The sequence below is a fragment of the Pirellulales bacterium genome, from assembly GCA_036267355.1.
Classification (GTDB): Bacteria; Planctomycetota; Planctomycetia; order Pirellulales; family DATAWG01; genus DATAWG01.
Window position 1 is genome coordinate 22,818 of record DATAWG010000106.1, and the last position, 6,006, is coordinate 28,823.

Below are 6,006 nucleotides of genomic sequence, written 5' to 3' on the forward strand. Positions count from 1 at the left end.
ATGGCCCGTTTTGTTGAATTCGAGACCACCATTGCCGAATTTGACGCCGCCGATCCCTACCTGCTGCGCAACGTCCGCGTGCTGGGCGTCGAGTCTCGCAATGGCGGCGGCCGCAAGTATCGGCTCGATGCACTGCGGGCAGCGATCCCGTTGTTTGAATCGGAAGGCGTGTGCTGCAATCACGACTACACCGCGGCTGAGCGTGGCCGGCCTCGTGGATATACGGAACGCGTTGGCGTTCTCCGCAATATGCGTTGCGACGATGTCGGCCTGTTTGGCGACTTGCAGTTGAATCCCAAGATGCCGATGGCCGAAGCGATCAAGTGGGATTACGAACACGGCACAAAAAAAGTCGGCCTGAGTTGGATCGGCGACGGCGACCAAGATCCGCTCACGAAAGACGTGGTCAAGATCAACAAGGTATTTTCCGTCGACGTGGTGAACAAGCCGGCAACCACCACGACGTTTCGCGAGGCCGAAGAGGGCGACGGCGGCCCCAGCTACGGCGACACCGAAGCCACCATGCTCACCGCGCACGAAAAGCGGCTGGGCGAACACGACACGAAACTCGCCGACCACGACGCCAAGCTCGCGGAGAAAGAAACCGAGCGGGCGAAGTCCGAAGCGGAGCTACAGGCAACGGTCAAAAACCTGTTGGCCGAAGTGGAGCAATTGAAGGGCGCCAGCAAGCCCAAGGGCGTGCATAATCACCCGCAACTCACGCCGGCCCAAACCGACCTCAACGCATTCGTGGCGTCAATTCAACGTAAGCGTTAGACCGTCCGCGACCCGAGCCAACTCAAACTTCAAACTTTCAACCGTCACTTTTAAGGACTTGCATTATGCCGATCGCATCCCAAGCGGCCCCCGATCCGAAGCTCGCGAATGAGCAGTCGGCGACGTTGTTTGAAGATTTTTTCAACTACGTCGATGCCGGTTTGTTCACCAAATACTCGGTCGATGGTTCCGGGACCACGGCATGGTCCGGCACCGCGATCGACACCAACAGCGGCGCCAGCGACACCATTCTTTCCACCACGGCCGCGACCGCGTGGGATGGTGAGGGCATCTACCAAACCGACGCCAATCTGCTGCCCATCGCCGCGAACCCTTGCGTCTATGCCGAGTGCTACTGTCACGTTGTCGGCGTCCATGCGTCCGGTTCCGCGATGCAATTTTTCGGACTGGCTTCCGCTCACGCCATTCTCCCGACCAGCAATGTCGATCCGTCCGCCAGCTACAGCGGAGCGATCATCTACAAGCTTTCGGGCGATTCGTACTGGCGCGTGCAAACCAGCAACGGCAATGCCAAGACGACCGTCGTGTCCAACATGCCGGTGGTCGAAGGGGCCAACAAATTTCGCATCGACGTGACGGGATTCGACGGCAACAACTGTCAAGTCACCTTCAAGGTGAACAATCAGTTGCTCAAAGACAGCAACAATTTGGTGATCGCCGCCGTGGTTCCCTACGCTTCGCTCGCGAAGATGGGGCTGCTCTGGCTGGTCGAATCGGACACCAACGCCGCCGCGCAGACCGGACAGCTTGATTACATCGCGAGCGGCCGGTTCCGTTCGCTGCTGAACGCTTAGTAACGACGGGCCCGCGGGTCCGGCTTCCAATTCACCACCATTTCATTCGTGAGAAAAGAAAATGATTTCCACACTTGACGTTGCCAATCGTGTGCGGTGCGAGGGCGCGGCGGCCACCGCGGCGAACCTCAAGCAAGCGATCTCTGAAGGTTTGTTGACCTACCAGGATTTTCCGAGCCTCAAGCTGCTGTTTGAATGCCTGGTTGTGGACAAGGCGGACGGCAAGTCTTCCGCCGGCAGCCGGATTCTTTCCGAACAAATGATGTCGGAAGAAGCGGCCAGCTTCGTCACGGTCGATGCGTTCAACGTCGTGGCTTCGCAATTGTTTTTCAATGCGTTTACCACGAAGTACAACGCGGCCGATTACACCGTGAAGGGCATGTTCAAGAAGATTCCCTCGAACCTCACGCAAGGTGAGACGTTCGGCGGCATTTCTAACGTTGCGAAGGTGTTGAAGCCGGTGGCGATGACGGACGAACTGCCCACCATCACGCCGCAGCAGGACTACACCATCAGCCCGGCCCAAGAGCGCCGCGGCGCGATTATGAACATCGGCATGGACCTCATGCGTGCCGATCAGACGGGCCAGATTATGAACTATTTCGAGACGTTCGGCGAAGCCGTGGGGCTCACGGACGAATTGGAGGCATGCGGTACGCTGGCCGACGTGGACTACAACGCCACGAACGGTGCGAACTATCCGCGGACTCACATCAACTGGAAAAAGACGCCGTACAGCACCTACCTGTCGGGTGCCATTACGCCGTCGAATCCGTGGTCAAACCTCTTGACCGGGGACGTGGCGAATCCATTGGTCGATTGGAATAACATCAACAATGCGTTCGTCGTGATCGGCACCACGCTGGACCCCTACACCGGTTGGCCCATCGCGGTCAGCGGGCGGTACAAACTGATTGTGCCGACGCCGCTGTTGTTCACCGCCGAACGGATCAAGAAATCAGTGCAATTCCGTAGCGGCACGGAATCGAGCAACAATTCGATCCTGATTACCGCCGGCGACGGTTCGGCCAACGTGGTCGAGTTCGACATCGTGGTGTCGAAATACCTTCACCAAATTTTGGTGAACAACGGCTTGCAGACGAACGATCCGACGACGTGCCAATGGTACTTCGGCGTGCCCGAGCAGGCGTTTTCGTGGCAGTCGATGATCGACATTCAGATGGCCCAAGCCATCCCGAATGCCGGCCAGATGTTCACCCGCAGCTTGGCGGCCTCGTACAAGTGCGAGCGGGTCAAGACCAGTTACGTTTTCAACCCCAGATACATGACGAAAAATTTGGTGTCCTAGTCAAGCGGCACGGATGCTGCCTCGGAAAGGATTCCGCGCGGGCCGGCTGGTCTTCTCCTGGGCCGGCCGGTCCGCTTCTTTTGTGGGTGACGGTGAACGATGAGCGCGATGACGGAATGGAAAACTTATGCGGACAGCGTATATGCCCAGCGCAATGCCGCGCTCGCGCAGATGACCACGATCCAGGCCGCCATAACGAACATCGCGAACAACCCGCAGGCCAGCTATTCGATCAACGGCCCGGATGGTTCGCAGAGCGTTGATAAAAACGGGATGCTGGCCCAACTCAACGATTCATTGCGGACGCAACAGGACATTTTCGATCGGTGCCAGGCGCAGATTTTGAAATTTCCGTTCCAACTCGTTTCACGCGGTCGATAGACAGTGGCCAACCCCGAAAAACCAATCCGCCGCAGCCACCGCGTCGTGGTGGACGATTGGGCCGGGCTGCACGCAGGATCGGCTCGCGGGCCGTATGGCTATCCGGGCAAGTACAGCGGATTCATTTCCCAAAAAGAAATCAAGGAAATATCGCAAGCCCTCGGCGGCTTCTTTCGCAAGCTGCCGGGTGGCATGCGGCCGACAACCGCCGATGAAGAGGCGGCCGCGTTACGCGATAAGACTTACGAGCGCGAACTGTCCGCCGATCTTGTCGGTTGGGTCGATGGGCCGCATTCGGTGTCAAGTACGTGGTGCGTGTCGATCGGTTACTTCGTGGCGCGTGGCGAGCGTGGCATTGCGATCAAGTTCAAGTCGGGCGCGATTTGCTTTTATCCAAACACTTCAACGGTTCTGTATCGGTCGTTAGAAGCGGCGGGAAGCAAGGGCAAGTTCGTTCGGCAGTTTTTGGCACACGTCGGGTACATAATCGTAGGTTAGCGGCCATGACGTTGGACGTTTCCGGGGACTACTTGGGATTCGACTTTTTGACGCCGGTGACGTACTACGTCGCGAATCCCGGCGGCTCGTGGGGCGATGCAGACTTTAGCGGCCCATTCAATTTGAACAATTGTTCGTTCTTTGACAGCAGCATCGGCACCACTGGCGGCGGCGACGATCTTCGCTACGCATCAGCGGGTTTGATCGTGCGGTTCGGAGAGTGGTCGAATTACAGCGATATGCCGCGCCGCGGCGACAAATTCACCATCACGATTCCCGGTCCGCTGGGGCCGCGAACGCTGGAATACATGGTCGAGAGTGTTGACGCCGATCCCGTGCGGCGCAAGCAGTGGACGTTGAAGTGTTTCCACATTTAGCAAGTGAGGAATGAAATGATTACCGGACAATTCATCAACGGCGACGGGGGCGTGCATCCCGTAGCCGTCGCCATCGCCAAGAAAATGGCCGTCGATCTACAGGCCAAGAAAAACGTGCTGACGGTGGCCGTGTTCCACGATCTGGCCGCGAGCCAGGCCAAACAGCCGCGGCCGATCGTGAGCCGCAGCTACACGCTCGCCGGCGCCCAGTTCGCAACGGATCCCGCGGCCGTCGACGTGTTCCTGTTGTCACAACCGGCCTACACCGGCTGGACGGACGTTCCCGCCAGCGCAATCCCGCCGGCGACACCCGCAAAGAAATAGTGACCGATGGCCGATCCCTTCGCACCGGCGATTAGCGAAATCCTGACCGCGCAGTCTTTTCAATGTGAAGAGGTATCGCTGGCCAAGTATCGCTTCACCGATCCGAAGCAGCCAACGGTCTACATCGCTCCGGCCGGCAAGCCGGTGATTGGATTCATTGCGTTCCAGACAAAAAGCATTCGGCAAGCCTACGACATTGTGTACGTCTATCCAAACCAGTTGAAAGACTCGCTGGCGGCGAACGATGTGTTCACGTTCAAGGCGAAGGTGATTGAGTATTTCCAAGGGCTCGATGCCACCATGAAAACTGCCGGCGCATGGAACACGACCGTTGCCGACGTGACCGATTATGACAAGCCGCTGTTCACGCGAGGGTACACGTATTCCCACTGTCGCGTGCTGGTTGATTATTTGTCCGACTAAGGCTCGCCATGCCGTCCACCTGCGCACCCGCGAAAGTCACTGTGTCGCCGCTGCCTATTGCCGGCGGCACGATTGCGGCTTGGGCCGGATACGGCATCGGATGAAACGCTGTTCACTGTGGACATTACGTTCGTCGGCAACACTTGCTTGCTCAACGTCGCCGGCGACAGCGTGACCCCGACCGGATTTTACCAGTATGCGTTGAGCTACACCGACGAAACTTACGGCGATGTGATTTTGGGCTCGCCGGGACAGTTCAACATCGGCGACGGCGGACCGACCCCTTAGTAATCAACTTTTTCGAGTGAGGAAACAATGGGACTTTTCACCGGCGATCCGAATCCCGGCTATCTGGCAACCCTCGTCTTCACCCCCGACGATGACGATGCCGTCACGCTGGGCGCGAACATGATCGACGATGACACCGCGATGGCCTGGAACCGTGCCAACATCTTCAACAGCGACGGCAACACGGATCATTCCAAGGGGCCCACCGCTGGGCGTGTCGTCGCCAGCGGCGTGTGGGACACGGGGGCGAGTGCCGCCGCCCAGACGGCGTTGCAGGTGGGAGCGATCGGCACGCTGTCGATCAGCTACAACAGCGACGACACTGGGCAAGCATCGCCCGCGAAGGTTGCACGCTGGCATACGCACGCCGACGCCGCGGGGCAGGTGACATGGGACGTGGAATTCATCAAGGATAACCAGATTCAGAATCAAGACGGCGAAGACGCCAACGATGCCACGATCAGCTAATGACCACCGCATATCCAATCCCGAACTACGAAGGCGAAGTCCAGGTCGCGGCTCCCGGTGCCACGATCGGCGATGGGATTATCATCCCCTGCGCTCGCATTTTGTTTCGTGATGACCTGTCGGTTGACAGCTTGTATTCGGCCGCGAGCTCACCGCGACCGGACACGTTCCCCGGATTCAGCGAACCGGGCATGCTGGAATTCTGGTGTCCTTCCGGCAAGCGTGAAAAAACGGGTGCCCCTGCGGCCGACAAGGGTGCGGCGGGGAATGCTGGCGAGGGGTCGCGGCAGTTGGAGACGCCGGCGAGTTGCGGTCGGCCCGCAGATGGCGTGAGACTTCCGGTCCG

At 58.7% G+C, this 6,006-nt stretch carries 11 protein-coding genes; all 11 read left to right on the forward strand.

From position 1 onward, the window contains the following. Positions 1-777, forward strand: coding sequence for a hypothetical protein (locus tag VHX65_16885; GenBank protein HEX4000230.1), 777 nt, complete (start codon positions 1-3; stop codon positions 775-777). Between the two features lie 65 nt (positions 778-842). Further along, a complete protein-coding gene (locus VHX65_16890) occupies positions 843-1,592 on the forward strand; it encodes a hypothetical protein (protein HEX4000231.1) in 750 nt (249 codons plus the stop codon). 61 nt (positions 1,593-1,653) lie between these two features. Continuing rightward, complete coding sequence (locus VHX65_16895; protein ID HEX4000232.1) at positions 1,654-2,901, forward strand: hypothetical protein; 1,248 nt, start codon at positions 1,654-1,656, stop codon at positions 2,899-2,901. Positions 2,902-3,000: 99 nt separating this feature from the next. Beyond that, a complete protein-coding gene (locus VHX65_16900; GenBank protein HEX4000233.1) occupies positions 3,001-3,282 on the forward strand; it encodes a hypothetical protein in 282 nt (93 codons plus the stop codon). Positions 3,283-3,285: 3 nt separating this feature from the next. Further along, positions 3,286-3,780, forward strand: a complete 495-nt coding sequence (locus VHX65_16905) for a hypothetical protein (protein ID HEX4000234.1) — start codon at positions 3,286-3,288, stop codon at positions 3,778-3,780. A 5-nt stretch (positions 3,781-3,785) separates the two neighbouring features. Further along, positions 3,786-4,157, forward strand: coding sequence for a hypothetical protein (locus VHX65_16910; GenBank protein HEX4000235.1), 372 nt, complete (start codon positions 3,786-3,788; stop codon positions 4,155-4,157). 15 nt (positions 4,158-4,172) lie between these two features. Further along, positions 4,173-4,481 carry a hypothetical protein gene (locus VHX65_16915; GenBank protein HEX4000236.1) on the forward strand — a complete coding sequence of 103 codons (309 nt, stop codon included), beginning with the start codon at positions 4,173-4,175 and terminating at the stop codon, positions 4,479-4,481. A 6-nt stretch (positions 4,482-4,487) separates the two neighbouring features. Continuing rightward, positions 4,488-4,904: a hypothetical protein gene (locus VHX65_16920; GenBank protein ID HEX4000237.1), complete on the forward strand. Its 417-nt coding sequence runs from the start codon at positions 4,488-4,490 to the stop codon at positions 4,902-4,904. Between the two features lie 117 nt (positions 4,905-5,021). Then, entirely contained in the window at positions 5,022-5,192 is a 171-nt protein-coding gene (locus VHX65_16925; protein ID HEX4000238.1) for a hypothetical protein, read from the forward strand. Between the two features lie 27 nt (positions 5,193-5,219). Continuing rightward, positions 5,220-5,660 (forward strand): hypothetical protein, encoded by a 441-nt coding sequence (locus VHX65_16930; GenBank protein ID HEX4000239.1) that lies wholly within the window; start codon positions 5,220-5,222, stop codon positions 5,658-5,660. Then, a partial coding sequence (locus VHX65_16935; GenBank protein HEX4000240.1) for a hypothetical protein occupies positions 5,660-6,006 on the forward strand: 347 nt, incomplete at its 3' end. The genes VHX65_16930 and VHX65_16935, both read left to right, overlap by 1 nt.